Below are 19311 nucleotides of genomic sequence, written 5' to 3'. Positions count from 1 at the left end.
TGTCATGTTTCGTTCTTTATTGCTGCCGGGGTTGATTGCCACGGGAATGGCGGCAGGGCTGTTGTCTTTGCAGGGTTGCTCAGAGCCTGAGTCTGAAAACAAGGTACCTGCCCGCCCGGCGTTGGTAGCCCAGCCTCTCTCGGCGGATCCTACCCAGGATGTATTTCCCGGAGAAATTCGCGCCCGCTATGAGCCGGAACTGGGCTTCCGTATCGGTGGCAAGATTAGCCAACGGTTGGTGGATGTGGGGGATCGGGTGAGTGAAGGCACGGTGCTCGCCAAGCTGGATACGGATGATGTGAGTTTGAAGCTAGATGCTGCCCGTGCCCAGATGGCCTCCGCTCAAGCTGACCACAAGTTGGCCAATAGTGAACTGGAACGCTACCGCGAACTGATGGAACGCAATGTGATTAGCCGTTCCCAATTTGACTCATTTGAGAGTCGTTATGACGCTAGTGTGGCGCAATTGCGTCAGGCGCGGGCTAACCTGAATGTGGCTCGTAATCAGGCAGACTATGCCTCGTTGAAAGCTCCCCGTGATGGCGTGATAGCACAGCGTTTGGCGGAAGCTGGTCAGGTTGTTGCAGCAGGGCAGGCGGTGTTTGTGCTGGCTGTGGATGGCGACCGTGAAGTGCGTATTGATCTGCCGGAACAGGATGTAGGCCATTTTAAAATTGGTATGCCGGTGGGCATCGAGTTGTGGTCCCGGCCCGGTCAAGTGTTCGAAGGAAAAATTCGGGAATTGTCTCCTGCGGCGGACCCTCGCTCGCGAACCTTTGAAGCTCGGGTTGCTTTTGAGAATACGACGGTCGGCGCAGATCTGGGCCAGTCTGCCCGGGTCTTTGTTAGCGGTGTGGCGAATGCAGATATACTCAGTATCCCGCTATCGGCATTGACGGCTGAAGGCGAGGCTACCTATGTGTGGGTGATAAACCCAGATACGGGCCTTGTGCATAAGGCGCCGGTGGAAGTGGGACCCTACCAGGAACAGATAGTACCAGTGCTGCGGGGTTTGCAGCCGCAGGATTGGGTTGTCAGTGCAGGCACGCATTTGCTACGTGAAGGGCAAGCTGTGATCCCTGTGGACCGTCAGAATCGCCGGTTAGATCTGAAGCAAACCGCTTTGGCTTCGCAGCTAGAATCTACCGGAGCTGTAGAATCTAATAGTGAAACCGGTGCGCAGTCAGGTCCGGACGCGGACCAATAAGGGGAGTATGACTATGTCGTTCAATCTCTCCGAATGGGCGCTAAAAAACCGAACGCTAGTGCTTTATGCCATTATTTTGCTCGGCGCCTTGGGGGCCATTTCCTATGGCAAGTTGGGCCAGAGTGAAGATCCCCCCTTTACCTTCAAACTGATGACCGTCAATACACTTTGGCCCGGTGCCAGCGCCGAAGAAGTCTCCCGGCAAATTACCGAACGGGTGGAAAAGAAATTGATGGAGACCGGAGATTTCGAGCGGATTACGTCCTATTCGCGCCCTGGTCAGTCGCTGGTTATGTTCAAGGCCCGGGATGATATGCGCTCCAAAGATATCACTGATCTCTGGTATCAGGTGCGCAAGAAGATCGGTGATATTCGTCACACCTTACCCCAAGACGTTCAAGGCCCTTTTTTCAACGATGAATTCGGCACAACCTTCGGCAACATTTATGCGTTGACGGGAAAGGGGTTTGATTATGCCATTATGAAAGACTACGCCGACCGTTTGCAGCTTGCTCTGCAGCGAGTGGACGACGTGGGTAAGGTGGAGTTAGTTGGTCTTCAAGATGAAAAAATATGGGTGGAAATTGCCAACACCAAACTGGCGTCCTTGGGAATCCCGTTAATCACAGTGCAGCAGGCATTGCAGTCACAGAATGCCGTGTCAGACGCGGGTTTTTTTGAAACACCCAGCAGTCGCGTTCGCCTTCGGGTGACCGGTGAATTCACCAGCGTGGACGATATTCGCAATTTTCCTATTCAAGTAGAAAATCGCACGCTGCGTTTAGGTGATATCGCAAGAGTGTATCGTGGCTTCAGCGATCCGCCGCAACCACGTATGCGATTTATGGGAGAAAATGCCATTGGTATTGCCGTTTCCATGAAAGACGGTGGCGATATTCTCAAGCTTGGCGAAAATTTGGATCGCACCTTTGCCAAGTTGCAACAAAGCCTGCCAATCGGCATGGAGCTTCGTCAGGTTTCTGATCAGCCTGCGGCGGTAGAAGCTGGGGTGGGAGAATTTGTTCAAGTATTGATGGAAGCGCTGGTCATCGTGTTGCTAGTGAGCTTTTTCTCGTTGGGGTGGAGAACGGGGCTTGTGGTGGCGCTCTCTATTCCGCTGGTGTTGGCGATGACATTTGCGGCAATGAAGTATTTTGACATTGGTTTACACAAGATTTCTCTTGGTGCACTAGTACTGGCGCTGGGTTTAATGGTGGACGATGCCATCATCGCAGTGGAAATGATGGCGATAAAAATGGAGCAGGGCTTCAGTCGCATCAAAGCTGCAGGTTTTGCCTGGACGAGTACCGCCTTTCCGATGCTTACGGGCACCTTGATTACAGCAGCAGGCTTCCTGCCTATTGCCACGGCCCAGTCCAGTACTGGTGAATATACGCGTTCTATTTTCCAGGTGGTCACTATTGCCTTGTTGGCGTCCTGGGTTACAGCGGTGGTTTTTGTTCCCTACCTGGGTGAGAAGTTGCTTCCCAGCTTGGCTCGCCGTGATGCCAGTGGTGATGTGCATGATCCCTATCAGAAGCCTTTTTACCGTCGTTTTCGCAGCTGGGTGGAGCGGTGTGTGCGGTACCGCAAAACGGTGATCGGGCTAACCGTTGGTATTTTTGTGTTCTCTATTATTTTGTTCAGCGCTGTTCCGCAGCAGTTTTTCCCGCCGTCTGGCCGGCTTGAACTGATGGTGGATATGAAGTTAGAAGAGGGCGCATCGCTAACAGCGACACAGGCAAAGGCCCTGCGTTTGGAAGAGATGCTTGGTGAAAACGACATGATCGAAAATTACGTGGGTTACATGGGGAGCGGCTCGCCACGTTATTACTTGTCGTTGGATCAGAAGTTGCCTGCTGCTAGTGTCGCTCAGTTTGTGGTGCTTACTCGTAATGTGGATGATCGCGAGCAAGTGCGCGATTGGTTGATAAACACTCTTGACCGGGAATTCCCGGCGGTACGTACTCGGGTGTCGCGATTGGAAAATGGTCCGCCGGTGGGGTACCCGATACAGTTACGTATTTCCGGTGAACATATTCCTCAAGTACGTGAATTGGCCCGGCGTGTTGCGGAGAAAGTGCGCGACAACGGCCAGACTGCCAATGTGCACCTTGATTGGGAAGAGCCCAGCAAGGTTGTGCGGCTAATCATTGATCAGGATCGGGCGCGTACGCTTGGCATTACGACTTCGGATTTGTCTACTGCGTTGCAGGCCTCTCTTTCCGGTGTGGCGGTCAGCCAGTACCGTGAAGATAATGAATTGATTAATGTTGAAGTTCGCGGTGACAGCCATGAACGCCATGCGCTGGGTTTGCTTGGCAATCTTGCGGTGCAGACCGCCAGTGGGCGTAGTGTGCCGTTGAATCAGGTGGCGACACTGGAGTCCGGTTTCGAAGAAGGGATTATTTGGCACCGTGACCGGCTGCCCACTGTGACCGTATTGGCGGATGTGAAAGGCGATGTGCTGCCCGCTACGCTGATGCAGCAAATCATGCCTGAGTTGTCCCAGGTTCAGGCGGACTTACCGCCAGGCTATCTGCTAGAAGTGGGCGGTACAGTGGAGGAATCCGCGCGGGGTCAGAAATCGGTGAATGCAGGGATGCCGTTGTTCATTCTGGTAGTGATTACTCTGTTAATGTTGCAACTGCGCAGCTTCCCGTTGTCGCTGATGGTCTTCATCACAGCACCTTTGGGGCTGATCGGGGTGACGTTCTTCTTGTTGCTGTTCCAGAAACCGTTTGGGTTTGTGGCCATGCTGGGCACCATCGCGTTGGCGGGGATGATCATGCGTAATGCGGTGATCCTGGTGGATCAGATTGGGCAGGATATGGAGCAGGGTCTTACCGCTTGGGATGCGATTATTGAGTCCACGGTACGCCGTTTCCGACCTATCGTGTTGACGGCTCTGACGGCAGTGCTGGCTATGATACCGTTGTCGCGCAGTGTCTTCTTCGGCCCCATGGCGGTGGCGATTATGGGTGGGCTGATTGTGGCCACGGCTCTAACTTTATTGTTTCTGCCCGCATTGTACGCGGCTTGGTTCCGGGTCAAGGAAGAGCATGCGGATGCACAATAACGGGCGTTGACTCTGTTGCCCGATAGTTTCCTCTTACCCCGGCATTTGCCGGGGGGAGTGTGGTGGGCCGGTGCGGGTGCCTGCCGGGTACAATCATCAGGTCTCGCGTATGGGGATGACGGCAAAATCTCGATGGGTATTTTTTTGTCATAAAACCAATGGCACAGAAGATTGACGTCGCTCGGCTGGGCTCGACGAGGGTGTGACGGCCCTCATCGCCAGGGATGGATTACAGTTAGGAGCGGACGTTTGTCGTCGATAAAACGGCGTGCATGAAGAGTACGTCAGGGGCTCTCCAGAACCCCGCTAAGCATCGCTGTCATCAAACAGTGCGGCCAAGTTCCCCAGCTCTTCTTCCAAATTCCAGTGCATTTCCCGTGTGGTGATACTCAGCAACACGAGTGCATTCACGGATGCGTCTGATTCTCCATGCTGGCGTAGGCGGTCGGTAAAGCAACGATTTAGTTCATTGAGTGCGCGGTAACGGTCATTTAGCCCATCCAGAGACACGGCTTGTTCAGGTTGTTGGCGGTTGCGAATGTAATGATGCAACAGATACAAGCTGGCGGTGCGCACAAGCGTTTCCGTGTCGCTACTCAGTGGAAGATGGAAGTGGGCCATGGGCCGCAGAAAGCGTGTATGCGGGCAGTCGCTCAGCGCGCAGATCAGCCCAAACAGGGAGCTCAGAGCCCGCTGCAGGGTGGTCTCTTGTTGGTAACGTCGTTGGGGCGTTTCCACGTCCAAAAGTACTGCTTGAAACGAATCCCCTAGCGCAGATTCCGGCAACAGATAGGCCAGGTTACGGGCAATGGGGCAATAGCGATTTTCGTGAGGGTTCAATGGGCAGTGACTGCACTGGTTATAGCTCAGCGCGGCCCAGTCGGGGGGGGTAAACGTATCGGGAATGGCAATGGCACCGTGCTCTTCTAACAGAGAAATACGGATGCGTTGTTGCCACCCCGTCGGCGTGGTCAGAGTGTAGACGAAATCAGGCTGCATCGGCCCGGTCGGTCTGCTTTAGCGGTAGCCGGATCGTAAAAATGGTACCGGCGCCGAGTTGGCTTGCCACGGTCATGGTGCCGCCGTGGTGCTGAATGATGTCATGGGAGATGGACAGCCCAAGACCGGTGCCTTGGCCTATGGGCTTGGTGGTGAAGAAGGGTTCGAAGATCTGCTGTAGGAATTCATCGGCAATGCCTGGTCCATCGTCGGCAATGGTCAGAGTGCACCATTGTTCATCGCACTGGGCTGCAATAGTGATGTGACCTTTGTCTTCGATAGCCTGGGCTGCGTTGACGAACAGATTCATGAACACTTGCGACAGCTGGCTTGCCGATCCACTAATCGTAGGTAGAGAATCGGGTAGAGTGTGAGTAACCGTAATCCGATTTTTAATTTCATGTTTGGCTAGGTTCAATGCAATCGCTAGGCAGGCAGGAATATCGGTAGGACAGAACGCTTCTGGCTGGTTATGGGAGAAGTGCTTTAAGTCGCGAATAATTTTCTTGATCCGCTCAATCCCTTCCTCGGTTTCATTCAGCAGTGCAGGATAATCTTCCATCATGAAGGCCAGCTTTTTTGTGTCTATATTAAGGTTTTCTGCAGTGTTTAGAAATTTCTGGAACTGATCATTGCTGATACGCTTTTTAAGTCCCTTAATAAGACCTGCCATGGAGTTGAGGTAATCCCGGCTGCGATTCAAATTGGAAGAAATATAGGCGATAGGATTATTTATTTCGTGGGCAATACCTGCCGATATGGTTCCCAATGAGGCCATTTTTTCCGAGTGTAATAGCAGCGATTCCACCTGATCCAGTTTTTGGCTCTTGTCTTTCACCTCCTGCATTAGTTTATTGTTTTCGGTTTTGATGTTGGTGATATCGGTGCCGAAATAAATATAGCCGTCGTCTTCATCGGAAATGTAAGAAAGAGGAAATAGGAACATGTTCATCCAGTAACGGCTACCGTCTGCATGACGGTTGCATACCTCCCCGTTCCACACACCAGATAGCGCCTGCCCGCAACGCATGAGCGGTAGGGAATCATCTTCAGGATGATTGATCTTTTCGTTCTGACCGATAAGTTGTGAAAAAGAGTGACCGCTGAGAGCGAGAAACTTACCGTTGGCAAAGGTTATGGTGCCGTGGCGGTCGGTTGTCAGTACACAGTATTCGTCGATAATCCGCGCCAGTGGGCCAAGTAGAGCTTTGTTCAGTTTGTATTCGTCAGCATTTACCTCGATCAAATGCAGCTTGCGGCCGAACGGGTTATCCGTTAACGCCGAGAACTCTGTCAGTTTAGCTTCCACGTTAATTGAGGTGCGGTAGGTTTTATACAAAAAGAAAATAATGATCAGCAGGATGACCGTAGAGGACACTAAAAATAGCCCTTGAGCTTCCATGCCAAAGCCAATACTCGTTTTGTCCAGCAAGCTGTTCATGCGCCGAGCCGTTATTAGTTGTTTGAAGGGCGAAAAGTTAAGGGCCTAGCCCTCATAACCCATACTACGCAAGGCTTCTTGTTGCTCCCGAACCGTTTCTGCGAGCATTCGATTTTCCAAAAGAATGTCACGGAATTTTAAGCCTTCACGAATGTTGTCGAGGAGTTGCTCGTCATCCCAAGGTTTGGGGATAAAGCGAAATGCACCGGCCTTGTTAATGGCCGACATGACCGTTTCGATGTCGATCACCCCGGTCAGCACAATGCGAATAGTATCCGGCTGCAGCTCGCGCAGTTCCTGAAGCAGCTCCAAACCGTTCATTTCCGGCATCATATAGTCGGTGATGACCGCATCGAAAACCGTGGTGCGTGCCCGGCGCAGGGCTTCGTGGGGGCTCTGATAGGTCTCGACATCCCAGTCGGTGTAGGTATTGATGGTGCGTTTCAAGGCTTTGAGGATGTACTCCTCATCATCCACGATCATGACCTGATACATGATGAATCTCTCATTCACAGCGTGATATTACGCTGGCGTCCTGTCGGCGACTGCGTGCGCTCAGCAACATTGCGTCCTGCCCTATGTGTCGACAGGACAGGGACGGGAGTATTAGGTTTTACGATACCCCCCGCTCCGGGGGGTGACAATTAGAGCGGGTAACGATAAGGGCCCGCTCATGCGACCCGGATAGCCGTTTGTCAGGCAGGCAAGAAAATGATCAAAATCACAGCGTAAACGTGAAAAAAACCAACTAGGGAAGGGGGCGTGGCTGATCAATGTGCGGGTCTTTCCCGTGGAAATGTATACCGCTTTTTTATAACCTTATCGGCAGGGTTGGGATAAGGCTGTACCGTTGAAGATTCTGATTGTTGATGATCATCCGTTATTTGCTGATGCGTTAAGCATTACGCTCAAGAATGCCTATGCTGAGGCAATGATTACTACCTGCGAGCAGCCAAAATGGTTGCTGGATAATCGTCAATTCTTACCGTTGTATGATCTGGTAATTCTTGACCAGACGATGCCGCATCTTGATGGTCTGACCCTGTGGAGCCTGATCGGTCGCCTGGTGGGAGGGGCGAAGGTGCTGGTGTGCTCTGGCTCTGCCACGGAAGCCACCGTGCGCCGTGCGGTGCAGCTGAAGGTGAATGGTTTCGTGGACAAGAGTGAGTCCGTGGAACAGATCCTCTTTGCCATCCGGGAGATCATGGCCGGCCGCAGCTACTTTTCTGAATCCTTCCGCTTGATGGCCGGGGCTGCCCCGGAAGAAGCGCTCACCCTCACCCGTCAGCAGTTGGCCATTCTGACCATGCTCCAGGAAGGTCATGGTAACAAGGAAATCGCCCGCCAGCTGTTCGTCAGCGTGAACACCATCAAGACCCACTTGCGACTACTCTACGAAAAACTGGACGTGCCTAACCGCACCGCCTGTATCGAAAAAGCCCGCCAGATAGGCCTGCTTTAGCTTTTCTTGGAGGACATCATTTCCTCCAGTTTTGCGGTTAGCGTATCCGCTGCTACCGGTTTGAACAGCACATCAATGTCCTCCGGCAAGGACTGAATGAATTGCGGATCGGTATTGCCGGTGATGATCAGGGCGGGAATTGGCTGGCGGAACAATGCGGTTACCGCGGCGATGACCGAGCCCGCATTAGTATGCGGTCCTATCTGATCATCGGTAATGACCACTGAAGGTGGCGCGCCTCGCTTTTTCAATGCCTGCATGGCTGGCTCCAGCGAGTGGTGGGCAGTTACTGTTGCGCCCAGGTTGCCCAGCAGGCTGCTCAGGGCTTCTGTAACCCTTTTGTCATCATCTATCAATAGCACGGTCAGTGTTTCAAACAGTGGCAGCGCATTGACCACGTTGTGAGCGGGCTGTGTCTGGCTGGAGGCCGCCGCCGGTAACGTCAACGTGAAGGTGGTGCCTTCGCCCTTGCGTGACTGCATATTGAACGGAATGTCGCACAGTGCAGCCAGTCGGCTGACGATGGCGAGGCCCAGCCCTAGTCCGTTCTGGATCGAACGTTGGTCGTTGTCTATCTGCATGAATTCGTCGAACACCTCGAACTGATAGATTTCGTCAATCCCGATGCCGGTGTCTGCGATGTCCAGCAACAATTGATTGTCCTGCTGCCGGGCGGCAATACGAATATGCCCGCGCTCGGTGTATTTGAGGGCATTATTGACCAGGTTGCGGACAATGCGAGCGAGCATGACCCCATCGGCGAACACATGCTGGCCGGCTAGATTTTTGGTGACCACAGCCAGTTGCTTTGCGTTTGCCTGTGGTCGAATTTCATCAAGGATGGGCTGCAAGGTGTCCAGTAGGCTGATAATGCGTTTGCGGGGTTTTAGTCGCCTGGACTGCAAGCGCGACAGCATGAGCAAGTGCCCCAGCAGTTCATTGCAGGAGCCAATGGCGGTATCCAGCTTGTCGACGATATCGGGTTGTGGGTCGGCATTGTTTTTCAGCATGGCGGCATACAGGGTGGCCGCCTGCAGCGGTTGCCTCAGGTCGTGGCTAGCGGCGGCCAGAAACCGGGTTTTGCTTTCACTGGCCTTGCGGGCACGTTCTTTGGCCTGTTCTGCTTCAATTCGCAGGGCGATAGTGCTGATCTGTGTGCGGTGAACATAAAGACTAAACACGATCATGGAAATCAGGTTGGCCAACGGAATGATTTTGATGATCCCTGGCGCTTGCGGTACGTAAATCAGAATAAAGGCCAGCCAGGCGAGATAAACCGGTGTTATGAAACTGATAAAAATATCCGGATACACACCCATGGATACAGACGGGATCGAGGTGGCCACCGAGAGGATAACCAGACAGGTCAGCAGGGTTACCGGCGTGGCCCCTTGCAGGAAGAGATAAGGGAAACTTGACCACAGTATCGCCCAGATCACGGCAAGGTAGAGGTTTAGCCGATGCCATTTCCGGGTTTTAGGCGCTTCGTGTTCCCGATGGGCGTTGTAAAACCGGATGAGGAAAAAAGATTGTGCTGCGACACAAAGCAGCACGGTATACCAGCCGATAAAGGGCGGCTCTGTACGCAGCTTCAGAAAAAATAATGGCAGTGCCGCTGCAATAAAAAACGACAGCACCATGCGTGACCCCACCTCTTCCATGAACAGGTTGTGGCGCTCCTGAAGGATGCGTTCGCGGTTTTCCGTCACCGCACGACGAAGGGTTTCTGGCATGGCTGGCGGGTTTGTAAAATGACTGGCACCCAGTCTAGCCCGATTATTACGGCATGTAAGCGCCCTCGGGTGAAATTCACCCATCAGGGTGAAGAAGCCAAATTCCTCCCGGTGCTCTAATAAACGCCTCTCTGGGATGAGTAACCAATCGGGGTAAGCGCAATGATCAACAAGCAACTCACTCAACTGGCTGCCGCCATCGGCATGGCCACCATGATGACCGCCTGTGGCGGCGATTCTTCCAGCTCTGGCGGCGGTGGCACCACCGTGGCAGAAGGGGGCAATGGCTTTGTGGTATTTCCTGCGGCTGAAAGCGCTGGCGCGATCGCCGTTCGCAGCGCCACGCCACGGGCGGCAGCGCTGACGGAATACCTTTACAAAACGGACGGTACCTCTGCCGGGACCAGCAAGATCGTTGATGACAATAACAACGGTTTTGAAGTAGGCCGTTTCGGCGGTGGTTACATGGCGGAGCTGGACGGCACGTTCTACTATGCGGGCAAGGATAGCAGCGGTGATGTGGAGTTGTGGGCCACCGACGGCACCGGCGCGGGCACCGAGCGTGTGGCGGACATCTACGCCAACGGCAGTGCCCAGCCGCACAATATGGTACCGGCAGCAGGCAAATTGTTTATGAATGCTGTGGTGGATCAGTTTGGCCGCGAGCTGGTGGTTTTCGACCCCGTTTCTAATGACACAGTAGTGCTGTCGACAAATATTAACGGCAGCCCGACCAGCAATACGGCGCCTGAGTCGCTGACTCCAGTGGATGGCGGCCTGTTCTTCTTTGATCAGGATGCCGGCGATGTCTACTTCACCGATGGTACGGCGGCAGGAACCGCGAAGATCGCCACCAATAACGACACCATCACCGGTGGCTCTCTGACGAAATACCCGCAACTGATTGGCGATGATGATTGGCTGGGTTATAACGGCAAGCTGCTGTTTACCGGGCGTTTCAACGCCACCGATGCAGAAACCCGCCTTTACGAGCTGGATCAAGATGGCAATATCGAGGAAGTAGCCTTTGATGATGGTGGCAGCACGGTACGGCTCGATATCACCGAGAATGTGGTGGCCAGCAACGGCAAGGTGTATTTCGTTGCGGATAAGGGAACCAGCACCTCAGACCTGAATATCTTCGAGTATGACGGCAGCACGGTGACCAACCTGACCGCCAGCGAAGCCAATAAGCCTTATTACGAAGATCTGGTCGGCACGTCACTGGGTGTGTTGATGTACGTGGAGCAAGCCGGGCTAACCCCGTATCTTCTGCGCATCGATAATACCAGTGGCTCTGCAGAAATTGATCCGGCAGTGCGTAGCACGGGAGATTATTCCTTCTCTGATGTTGAAGCCTGGACCATGGTGGAGGCTAACGGTACGGTGTTCTTTGCGGCTGATACCGAGGGCGCCGGTGGCAGTGATTTCGGTAACGAACTGTGGAAAACCGATGGCACCTCCCAGGGAACGGAGCTGGTCAAGGATATCAATGATACAGCGGCGGGCGCAGACTCGGAGCCTTTCCCGCTGACGTTCACGTATCAGGTGCCGCCCACCGTGAATGGCGAGCTGGGCAGCAAGTACCTGTTCGTTGCGGATAATGGCAGTGACGGTTATGAGCCTTGGGTATCCGATGGCTCGGCAGCGGGCACGGTTATCCTGAAGGATATCAGCACCGGAGGGGGTAGCAGCGTGATCGACTGATTCAGGTTGTGAGCAATAGCAAAGCGGGCCTCTGGCCCGCTTTTTTTTGGGGAGCAGATTCTTGCTGGCAAGTGTGTTTTTTTACGGGTGATGCGTTTCGTTATTGCTATCAGGGTGTGAGGCAGACGCATCCCGTTGCCACACGGTGGCGAGAAGAGAGCCAGACAAATTATGCCAGACACTGAACAGGGCGCCCGGTAGCGCGGCCAGTGGGGTGAAATGTTTAATGGCCAATGCCACCCCCAGCCCGGAGTTCTGCATACCTACTTCAATGGCCAGGGTACGCGAGGTTTGCCGGTCCAGACGCAGTAGCCGGGCGACCCCATACCCACCCAGTAATCCCAGTCCGTTGTGCAGCGCTACCGCCACAAACACGGCCAGCCCGGCTTCCCCGATACGCCCCTGATTCAATGCCACGATAATGCCGATGACGGCCACAATGGCGGCCACGGACACCAGCGGGAAACAATCCCGTATTGGTGTGAGCTGGCGGTTGAAAAACGTATTCAAGGCGCAGCCTGCCACCACCGGGACGATGACGATTTGTACCAGCGACAGTAGCATGCCATTCACTGGCACCGGGATGCGCTCGCCCAAGTATAGCCAGGTCAGCAAGGGGGTGGCGATGATCGCTAGCAGGGTTGAAGCGAATGTGATGGCCACCGACAGCGCCACGTTGGCCCGTGCCAGATAGGCAATCACATTGGAGGCGGTGCCGCCGGGGCAGGCCCCGACCAAGATCAGGCCGACTAATAGTTCCTCGGGCAGTTGCAGTGCGATGCCAATGCCCCAGGCGATCAGTGGCATCAGGCTGTATTGCAGGGCAACGCCCAGGCCAATCACGCCGGGGCATTTCAGTACCCGCTGAAAATCCGCCCAGCTTAATGATAGCCCCATGCCGAACATAATCAGCATAAGCAGTGGCACGATGGCGTCCTTGCCGGCCACTAGCCACTGTGGCTGCCAATAGGCCAGCAGAGAAAACAGCAAGGCCCAGAGTGGGAATAGTTGGGCGAGGCGGTTGAGCATGAAGATCGCCTGTTCGTTGGGAAAGCGGCCAGTGTAAGCTGTCAGACGAAATGACGCACAGGAGTAATCTGTGAAAGCGGTGATTCAAGAAGAGGATTCAGGCTGTGGTATAGCGGCTGTGGCCGCCTTGGCAGGTGTTAGCTATGGGGAGGCGAAGCGGCGGGCAAATGCTTTGGGGATTTATGCTCAGGACCCCGGTTTGTGGTCAGACACGGGTTATGTCTGCCGGTTATTAGAGGAATACGGGTTACATGCGTCTCCGCAAGAACAGCCATTTCAGGATTGGGCGGCCCTTCCTGATCGAGCCTTGTTGGCGATCAAGTGGCACCGGGAAAACGGCACACCCTTTTGGCATTGGGTGGTGTTTGTCCGCGACGGTGGGGACGCCTATGTACTGGATTCCAAAAAAGCCCTGAAACAACACTGCCGCCGGGATTTTTGTCGCATAAAACCCAAATGGTTTATCCCCGTCCGTTCCGGGTAACCGTCATAATAACCGGTGTCATCTGGTGGGTTTCCGTTGTACTCAACGCAACGATGGGGTGGGCAATTTTTACTGTAAAAGGGGTATCGCTGGCGCGATATCAGCGATAAGTGATCACGCCACCAGCGACGCTTCTACGGCACAGAAGGGATTGATGACTAAACCGTCAAATAACGCTTGATCAGCGTCTCATCCAGTTCGCCCATGTCCCCCTCTGCTACTTTACTGCCCCGGTCGATAATGGCGAAGCGATCGGCGGTGGCGCGGGCGAAGTGAAGCTTCTGTTCTACCAGTAGCACGGTGAGCCCTTCTTGTTGGTTTAGAGTTTTGATCACCCGGCCAATCATGTCGACAATGTTGGGTTGAATACCTTCTGTGGGTTCATCCAGAATGAGCAGTGTTGGGTCCAGTGCTAGGGCGCGACCGATCGCCAGCTGTTGTTGCTGTCCGCCGGACAAGTCGCCACCGCGACGATGGCGCATTTCGTGCAGCACCGGGAAGAGTTCGTAAATACGCTCTGGAATTTTCTTGCTGCGATCCGGTCGGGCCTGTAAGCCGGTTTCCAGGTTTTCTTCCACGCTTAGCAGAGGGAAAATTTCCCGCCCCTGAGGGACATAGCCAATGCCCGCTCGGGCCCGCTCTTCGGCGGCTAGCGTAGTAAAATCGGTACCATTGAATTCAATGCTGCCACTTTTAACCGGCAATAAGCCCATAATCGTTTTCAGCAGGGTTGTTTTACCCACGCCGTTGCGGCCCATGACACACAGGCATTCGCCTTTCTTCAGGTCGAGGTCTATATCCCAGAGGGTGTGGGATTGGCCGTAGTATTGGTTAACCTTGTTCAGTTGTAACACGGTGATTCTCCGAATAGAGCAGCAAGCAAGCTATAAGCTGCAACGCGGGAAGGAGCGGTTATAGCCGGCCAGACTTCTCGCCGTGCATAGGGAAAAAGTCTAAAAAACCGGCAATCAAAAAATATTCCTGTCTCTGTCTAATGTGGCAGTGTGTAGCTGCGAATTTATTCGCCCAAATACACTTCAATCACTTTCGGATCGTTCTGTACTTGCTCCATGGTGCCTTCGGCCAGCACACTGCCCTGGTGAAGTACCGTGACGGTGCTGGCGATGGAACGAATAAACTCCATGTCATGCTCGACGACAACGACGGAATGTTTGCCGGCAAGGCTTTTCAGCAACTCTCCGGTGCGCTCGACTTCTTGGCGGGTCATGCCGGCGATGGGTTCGTCCACCAGTAGCAGCTGCGGTTTTTGCATCAGTACCATGCCGATTTCCAGCCATTGTTTCTGGCCATGAGACAGCAGCCCAGCCACCTTGTTGCGCTCGCCTAACAGCCCGACGGTGTATAGCGTTTCTTCAATCCAGTTTGTTTGCTCGCCGCTGAGCCGAGTGAAAAGAGAATGCCAGGGGCCCTTGGGGCTGTGCATGGCCAGCTCCAGGTTCTCGAAAGCGGTGTGTTCCGGGAACACGGTGGGCTTCTGGAATTTTCGGCCGATGCCGGCGGTGGCAATGTCCGTTTCACTCATGCGGGTGAGGTCCAGGGTCTGGCCGAAAAAACAGGTGCCGCTATCCGGACGGGTCTTGCCGGTGATCACATCCATCATGGTGGATTTACCGGCCCCGTTGGGGCCGATGATGCAGCGTAATTCGCCGGTTTTGATATACAGAGTCAAATCATTGATCGCTTTGAAACCATCAAAGCTGACGGTGATATCTTCCATGTAGAGAATATTTTTACTGGTACCAGAATCCAGTTGCCCTGGGAGCACTGGGCGGGTGCCTTGGCGCATGAAATCGAATACCTGATCACGGCGAAAAGTCTCGCGCAGGTTATCCAGTGCATTCATGACAGGTCTCCTTCTGCAGGTCTGGCGGAGCCGGATGGTTTGTTGTTTCGATTCAATCGCGCTTTTATTTTTTCCCAATTTTCCGATACCAAACCCACTAATCCATGGGGAAGGAATACGGTAACGGCTACAAACAGCCCCCCCAAGGCGAACAGCCAGGCTTCGGGCATGATGCCGGTGAATACGGTTTTACCGTAGTTCACCAAGATGGCGCCGATAACCGCCCCATATAGGGTGGCGCGACCGCCAACGGCCACCCATACCACCAGCTCGATGGAATTCAGTGGTGAGAACTCTCCAGGATTAATGATGCCCACCTGGGGCACATACAGCGCCCCGGCGATACCCGCGAGGATGGCGCTGAGGGTGAAAATCCACAGTTTGTAATGTTCAGTGCGGTAACCCACAAAGCGCGCTCGGGATTCTGCATCACGCACCGCCAGTACCACGCGGCCCAGTTTGCTGCCGGTGATCCAGCGGCATAGTACAAAGGCACCGGCCAGGGCTACGGCGGTGGCCATCAACAAGCCCACGCGAGTGGAATCCGATTGCAGGGAAAAGCCGAGCAAATCCTTGAAGTCGGTGAGCCCGTTGTTGCCGCCAAAACCCAACTCGTTACGGAAGAACGCCAGCATTAACGCATAGGTCAGCGCCTGGGTGATGATGGACAGGTAGACCCCTGTGACTCTAGAGCGGAACGCCAGCCAGCCGAATACGAATGCCAGCAGACCGGGCACTAGCAGAATCATCAATGCGGCAAACCAAAATTGGTCAAAACCCTGCCAATACCAGGGCAGCTCACTCCAGTTCAAAAAGACCATGAAGTCAGGGAGGTCCGGGTTGCCATAGACGCCGCGATCGCCGATCTGGCGCATCAGGTACATGCCCATGGCATAGCCTCCCAAGGCAAAGAAGGCGCCGTGGCCCAGGCTGAGAATACCGCAGTAGCCCCACACGAGATCCAGCGCCAGCGCCAGCAGCGCGTAACACAGGTATTTGCCAAGCAGCGTCACGGTGTAGGCGCTTACATGCAGGGCAGAGTCAGCTGGAAACAGCTGGTTGAGTATGGTCACCAGCAGGGTGGCACCAAACAGCACGCCCATAAAGGTTTTTGCTGCGCGGTCGCTGAAGGCGCTTTTGAATGTTGAATCTCGCATGTTATTCCTCCGCCGCCCGGCCACGTTGCGGGAACAGACCCCGCGGTTTGCGCTGTATAAACAGAATGATGAAGACCAGCACCACAATCTTGGCCAGTACCGCGCCGGCCATGGGTTCCAGTAATTTGTTGGCAATGCCGAGGCTGAAGGCCGCAGTGAGAGTGCCCCACAGATTGCCGACTCCGCCGAACACTACAACCATGAAGGAGTCGATGATGTAGCTCTGGCCCAGGTTTGGCCCCACGTTGGTTAGCTGTGCCAATGCGACGCCGGCCACTCCGGCGATGCCTGAGCCCAGCCCGAAGGTGAGAGCGTTGACCCGTTCACTGCGAATACCGAGGCTGCGGGCGGTGGCGCGATTTTGGCTGACCGCACGGACTTGCAGGCCCAGTCGGGTTTTCTTGAGCAAAGTGAGAAGGGCTAGAAAAACCGCCAAGGCAAAGAAGATAATGTACAGCCGGTTGTAGGTCAGCGAGAACACGGGGTTGATTTCCAATGCACCACTCATCCATTCCGGGGTAATTACGGTGCGGTTCAGTGGGGAGAAAATGACCCGTACTGCCTGTTGCAAAATGAGGCTGACCCCAAAGGTCGCTAGCAGGGTTTCCAGTGGTCGGCCATACAGAAAGCGAATGACAAAGCGTTCGATAAGTATGCCGACAAAGGCGGACACAAGAAAAGCAGCGGGAATGGCAATCAGCAGTGACCATTCGTGACTGGTGGGCAACAGTTGTTGCACTACATAGGTCGTGTAGGCGCCCAGCATGATCAGTTCGCCATGGGCCATGTTGATGACGCCCATCACCCCGAACGTAATGGCCAGGCCGATGGCGGCCAGTAACAATACCGAGCCCAGGCTCAGACCGAAGAACACGGTGTCGGCGGTTTGGAACCTTTCAATACGTGCTTCGATGCGGGCGATGGCTTTTTCCAGTGCCTTTTTTTCTGTTGGGTGTTGGGTTACACGCAGGCGCTCATTGAACGCATTCTTAACGTCTGGGTGCAGGTTGCCAGCGAGGGTGTCAATGGCGCTGAGTCGTGTACTCAAATCGTCACTGCGCAGGGCGGCAATATTCAGAGCGGTGTCAATTTGTACGGCAACACGAGGATCCGCTTCCTGGGCGCGGCGGCTTGCCAGCGCTGTTAGCATTTCCGGATCATCATTGCCGATCAGTTGGTTGGCGGCCCGATAGCGAACATCGCTGTCCGGGTCGTTCAGAGCAGCCAGTGCCAGCTGGTTATTGATCACGGTACGCAAGCGGTTGTTGATGATCACTGGCCGTGCAGCGCGGCTATCTACTTGGCCAATAAGCTGGGTGGTTTCTGGATCGCGTAGTTCCCATTGACCGTCTTTCTTGCTGCCTAAGACGATGCTGTTATCTTTTCGATTATGCACCAGTTCGCGATTCATCAAGGCGTTGAGTAGCGCAATAACACGGGGGTTGTCTTGGTTTGCCAGTTCACGAATAGCCGCTTCTTTTTCATCAAAGCTACGACTGGTCAACCGGTCAAGAATGTTTTGGAGGGTAGGGGTGGGTATGCCAGTGGCGCCCTCGCTGTTCTCCGTGATTGGCTGGGTTGGTGTTGTTTGTTCTTGCAGTGGCTCTTCTGCCCAGCTCACACTGACCTGCAGTGCTATTAGCAGCGCTATCAGTATTCGGCTAAATTTACGACCCATGACGGGCTCCTTACAGGGCGTCAAAATGAAAGCCAGATCAATACGTTGGAGGGCGCGCCTGTGAAAGGCGATGGCCACTGTTCTGGTGCTGGCTTCATGTGTTATGCGTAATGTTGGTCTAAGCGACGAGCACCCTGGGCGTTGCCCAGAGTGCTGTTGCGTGCAGCCTTACTCGGCAGAAGCACCGCCACAGGTGTTGGTCTTGGTGTTGTAGTTGCCGCAACGAGTCGGTGCGGTCCAGTCGGAGATCAGGTCTTTGGAGCCCGGCAGGAAATCAGACCAGGCATCACCTTGCACCAACCCTTCGGTTTCCCAGACAACGGCGAACTGACCGTCATCCTGAATTTCACCGATCAATACGGGCTTAGATAGGTGGTGGTTCTTGTTCATCACCGCTGTGCCGCCGGTCAGGTTGGGGGTCTTGATGCCGATCATGGCGTCAGCCACTTTATCGGTGTCGGTAGATTGAGCCTTTTCAACCGCCTTCACCCACATATTGAAGCCGATGTAGGTTGCTTCCATAGGGTCATTGGTCACGCGCTTGTCGTCACCGGTATAGGCGTGCCACTGGTCAATAAAAGCGTTGTTGGTATCGTTGTAGACGCTTTGGAAATAGTTCCAAGCAGCCAGATGGCCAACCAGCGGGCCGGTGTCGATGCCCGATAGCTCTTCTTCACCTACAGAGAAGGCCACCACGGGAATGTCTTCGGCGCTCACTCCTTGGTTGCCCAGCTCTTTATAGAAAGGCACATTGGCATCGCCGTTCACTGTGGAGACCACAGCGGTTTTTTTGCCTTGGCTACCGAAGGCTTTAATTTCGCTGACGATGCTCTGCCAGTCAGAATGTCCGAACGGGGTGTAGTTGATCATGATGTCCTTTTCGGACACGCCTTTGGACTTCAAGTAAGCTTCCAGAATCTTGTTAGTGGTGCGCGGATAAACGTAATCGGTCCCGGCAAGAACGAAGCGTTCAACCTCCAGATCGTTGATCAGGTAATCCACCGCAGGGATCGCCTGCTGATTGGGTGCTGCACCGGTATAGAAGACATTCTTGGACGACTCTTCACCTTCATACTGGACCGGGTAGAACAACAACCCGTTCAGCTCTTCCACTACGGGCAATACGGACTTGCGCGATACCGATGTCCAGCAGCCAAAAATAACGTCCACGTTTTCTTGGGTGATCAGCTCACGGGTTTTTTCTGCAAACAGCGGCCAGTTCGAGGCGGGGTCAACCACAACGGGCTCAAGCTTTTTGCCCATGACTCCGCCCTTTTTATTCTGTTCTTCGATCATCATCAGAACGGTGTCTTTCAGTGTGGATTCACTGATAGCCATCGTGCCGGACAGAGAGTGCAGCACCCCGACCTTGATGGTGTCGGCGGCCATAACGACACCGCTATAGGCAATGGCGCTGGAGGCGATAACCCCGGCAGCTACTTTCTTCATGGATTGTGAAAAACTCATGGTA

The 19311-nt window shown here is 54.2% G+C and carries 15 protein-coding genes; 5 read left to right on the top strand and 10 right to left on the bottom strand.

Annotated features, from left to right (window positions below):
* The first annotated feature begins 4 nt into the window (after window positions 1–4).
* The gene (locus tag ABO_RS12890) at window positions 5–1207 is read left to right on the top strand and encodes an efflux RND transporter periplasmic adaptor subunit (RefSeq protein WP_041705121.1); all 1203 of its coding nucleotides are present in this window, start codon (window positions 5–7) and stop codon (window positions 1205–1207) included.
* A gap of 13 nt (window positions 1208–1220) precedes the next feature.
* A complete protein-coding gene (locus ABO_RS12885) occupies window positions 1221–4286 on the top strand; it encodes an efflux RND transporter permease subunit (protein ID WP_011589794.1) in 3066 nt (1021 codons plus the stop codon).
* A gap of 306 nt (window positions 4287–4592) precedes the next feature.
* Here the strand turns inward: ABO_RS12885 and ABO_RS12880 are convergent, their stop codons facing one another.
* From ABO_RS12880 to ABO_RS12870, 3 genes are all read right to left on the bottom strand, one after another.
* Window positions 4593–5285 (bottom strand): DUF6901 family protein, encoded by a 693-nt coding sequence (locus ABO_RS12880; protein WP_011589793.1) that lies wholly within the window; start codon window positions 5283–5285, stop codon window positions 4593–4595.
* The gene (locus ABO_RS12875; protein WP_231860859.1) at window positions 5275–6687 is read right to left on the bottom strand and encodes a PAS domain-containing sensor histidine kinase; all 1413 of its coding nucleotides are present in this window, start codon (window positions 6685–6687) and stop codon (window positions 5275–5277) included. The genes ABO_RS12880 and ABO_RS12875 overlap by 11 nt, the downstream gene beginning before the upstream one ends.
* 84 nt (window positions 6688–6771) lie before the next feature.
* Window positions 6772–7221 (bottom strand): response regulator, encoded by a 450-nt coding sequence (locus ABO_RS12870; RefSeq protein WP_035460043.1) that lies wholly within the window; start codon window positions 7219–7221, stop codon window positions 6772–6774.
* A gap of 355 nt (window positions 7222–7576) precedes the next feature.
* Here ABO_RS12870 and ABO_RS12865 point away from each other — a divergent pair, with 355 nt between their 5' ends.
* On the top strand, window positions 7577–8188 hold the full coding sequence (locus ABO_RS12865) for a response regulator transcription factor (RefSeq protein WP_011589790.1): 612 nt from the start codon (window positions 7577–7579) through the stop codon (window positions 8186–8188).
* On the opposite strand, the gene ABO_RS12860 is transcribed toward ABO_RS12865, so the two are convergent.
* A complete protein-coding gene (locus ABO_RS12860) occupies window positions 8185–9921 on the bottom strand; it encodes an ATP-binding response regulator (protein ID WP_041705118.1) in 1737 nt (578 codons plus the stop codon). The genes ABO_RS12865 and ABO_RS12860 overlap by 4 nt on opposite strands.
* 162 nt (window positions 9922–10083) lie before the next feature.
* Between ABO_RS12860 and ABO_RS12855 the strand changes: the two genes are divergently transcribed.
* The gene (locus ABO_RS12855) at window positions 10084–11628 is read left to right on the top strand and encodes a hyalin (protein ID WP_011589788.1); all 1545 of its coding nucleotides are present in this window, start codon (window positions 10084–10086) and stop codon (window positions 11626–11628) included.
* An 81-nt stretch (window positions 11629–11709) separates the two neighbouring features.
* Here ABO_RS12855 and ABO_RS12850 read toward each other — a convergent pair whose 3' ends face one another.
* Window positions 11710–12657 (bottom strand): bile acid:sodium symporter family protein, encoded by a 948-nt coding sequence (locus ABO_RS12850; RefSeq protein WP_011589787.1) that lies wholly within the window; start codon window positions 12655–12657, stop codon window positions 11710–11712.
* 70 nt (window positions 12658–12727) lie between these two features.
* Here ABO_RS12850 and ABO_RS12845 point away from each other — a divergent pair, with 70 nt between their 5' ends.
* A complete protein-coding gene (locus ABO_RS12845; protein ID WP_011589786.1) occupies window positions 12728–13141 on the top strand; it encodes a hypothetical protein in 414 nt (137 codons plus the stop codon).
* Window positions 13142–13299: 158 nt separating this feature from the next.
* On the opposite strand, the gene urtE is transcribed toward ABO_RS12845, so the two are convergent.
* The 5 genes from urtE to urtA all read right to left on the bottom strand — a co-directional run bounded on the left by urtE (window position 13300) and on the right by urtA (window position 19307).
* On the bottom strand, window positions 13300–13995 hold the full coding sequence (gene urtE, locus ABO_RS12840; protein ID WP_011589785.1) for an urea ABC transporter ATP-binding subunit UrtE: 696 nt from the start codon (window positions 13993–13995) through the stop codon (window positions 13300–13302).
* A gap of 164 nt (window positions 13996–14159) precedes the next feature.
* On the bottom strand, window positions 14160–15005 hold the full coding sequence (gene urtD / locus ABO_RS12835; RefSeq protein WP_011589784.1) for an urea ABC transporter ATP-binding protein UrtD: 846 nt from the start codon (window positions 15003–15005) through the stop codon (window positions 14160–14162).
* Entirely contained in the window at window positions 15002–16162 is a 1161-nt protein-coding gene (gene urtC / locus ABO_RS12830) for an urea ABC transporter permease subunit UrtC (protein ID WP_011589783.1), read from the bottom strand. The genes urtD and urtC overlap by 4 nt, the downstream gene beginning before the upstream one ends.
* Window position 16163: 1 nt before the next feature.
* Window positions 16164–17840 (bottom strand): urea ABC transporter permease subunit UrtB, encoded by a 1677-nt coding sequence (gene urtB, locus ABO_RS12825; RefSeq protein ID WP_011589782.1) that lies wholly within the window; start codon window positions 17838–17840, stop codon window positions 16164–16166.
* 168 nt (window positions 17841–18008) lie between these two features.
* On the bottom strand, window positions 18009–19307 hold the full coding sequence (urtA, locus tag ABO_RS12820; protein WP_011589781.1) for an urea ABC transporter substrate-binding protein: 1299 nt from the start codon (window positions 19305–19307) through the stop codon (window positions 18009–18011).
* Window positions 19308–19311 lie beyond the last annotated feature (4 nt).

This window comes from Alcanivorax borkumensis SK2 (assembly GCF_000009365.1).
In the GTDB taxonomy this organism is placed as follows: Bacteria; Pseudomonadota; Gammaproteobacteria; order Pseudomonadales; family Alcanivoracaceae; genus Alcanivorax; species Alcanivorax borkumensis.
Note: the sequence above shows the minus strand (reverse complement) of the source record. Positions and strands in the feature narration are given on the sequence as shown.